Source organism: Sinorhizobium sp. GQ132 (genome assembly GCF_059758575.1).
Genome location: NZ_JCAXDX010000042.1, coordinates 1 through 1454, shown reverse-complemented (window position 1 = coordinate 1454; position 1454 = coordinate 1). Strand labels below are relative to the sequence as shown.

The following is a 1454-nucleotide window of genomic DNA, read 5'->3' as shown; positions in this document are numbered from 1 at the left end:
GCGGGCAAGGCCCGGCGGTTTTAGGTACACTTTAGCATCAAGCCACTGATTCTAAAGACAAACCCGCAACCGCCGGAGCCGACAATGCGCCAAGAACGCACCGTCCAGGGCAGCATATTCGATCTTTTCGCCGAGCACGAGATCGGTCGTGAGTTGGAGGCGATGTCGCAGTGGCTGGACGCCCATCGCGATCTTTTGAATTTGGTGACGTCCGATCTGCGCCGACAGGGGGTCACGGAAACTGGCCGGCAGGGTTTGCCGTCGGAGGCGGTGCTGCGCTGTGCCCTCCTCAAACAGTACCGCCAGTTGAGCTACGAGGAGTTGGCGTTTCATCTGGAAGATTCCGCCTCGTTCCGGGCCTTTGCCCGGCTGCCATGGGGATGGAGCCCGAAAAAGTCGGTCTTGCACAAGACGATCAGCGCGATCCGGGCGGACACCTGGGAAGCGGTCAACAAAATGCTGCTGGCCAGCGCCCGGCAAGAAAGGTTGGAAAGCGGCAGGGTCGTGCGTGTGGACAGCACCGTCACGGCGGCGCTGATCCACGAACCAAGCGACAGCAGTCTTTTGTGGGACTGCGTGCGGGTGATGGTTCGTCTTCTGCAGCAGGCGGATTCGCTGGGCAGCACCATTCCCTGGCACGATCACTGCCGCGCGGCGAAGAAGCGGGCTCGGGTGATCGAGTATACCCGCGGTCGCCCGAAACGGGTTCAGCACTACCGCGCTCTGCTCAGGATCGCCCGGAACACCCTGGATTATCTGCAGCAGGCGGCGGCACAGTTGCCGCTGGCGGCGGGCCCGGCGGGCAAACTCTGGCAGGCCCAGGTTCGCCACTATCAGCCACTGATCACGCAGATCATCGCCCAGACCGAGCGGCGGGTGCTAGCCGGCGAAGCAGTGCCGGCCGGCGAGAAGCTTGTCAGCCTGTTCGAACCGCATGCCGACATCATCGTCAAGGGCAGCCGCGACGTCGATTACGGACATAAGCTCAATCTGACCACCGGCAGGAGCGGACTGATCCTCGATCTCGTCATCGAAGCCGGCAATCCAGCCGACAGCGAGCGGCTCTTGCCCCTACTGGAGCGCCACATCGCCTTCTATGGCGAGGCGCCGCGGCAGGCGGCCGCCGACGGCGGCTATGCAAGCCGTGAAAACCTGCGCCAGGCCAAGGCCTGGGGTGTACGCGACATGGCCTTCCATAAGAAGAGCGGCCTCAGGATCGAAGACATGGTCAGGAGCCGCTGGGTGTATCGAAAGCTCAGAAACTTCCGGGCCGGCATCGAGGCCGGCATCTCCTGCCTGAAGCGGACCTATGGCCTGGCCCGCTGCACCTGGCGCGGGCTTGACCACTTCAAGACCTACGTCTGGTCCTCGGTGGTCGCCTACAATCTCGCCCTCTTCGCCCGTCTCAGGCCGACCTAACGCCGGTCATCGCGCCGCGTTCCGGAACACGCCGC

The 1454-nt window shown here is 63.5% G+C and carries 1 protein-coding gene; it reads left to right on the top strand.

Translation table 11 applies throughout. From position 1 onward, the window contains the following. Positions 1-84: 84 nt before the first annotated feature. Positions 85-1419, top strand: a complete 1335-nt coding sequence (locus AC6CIG_RS29615; RefSeq protein WP_010970069.1) for an ISNCY-like element ISRm17 family transposase — start codon at positions 85-87, stop codon at positions 1417-1419. The last annotated feature ends 35 nt before the right edge of the window (positions 1420-1454 follow it).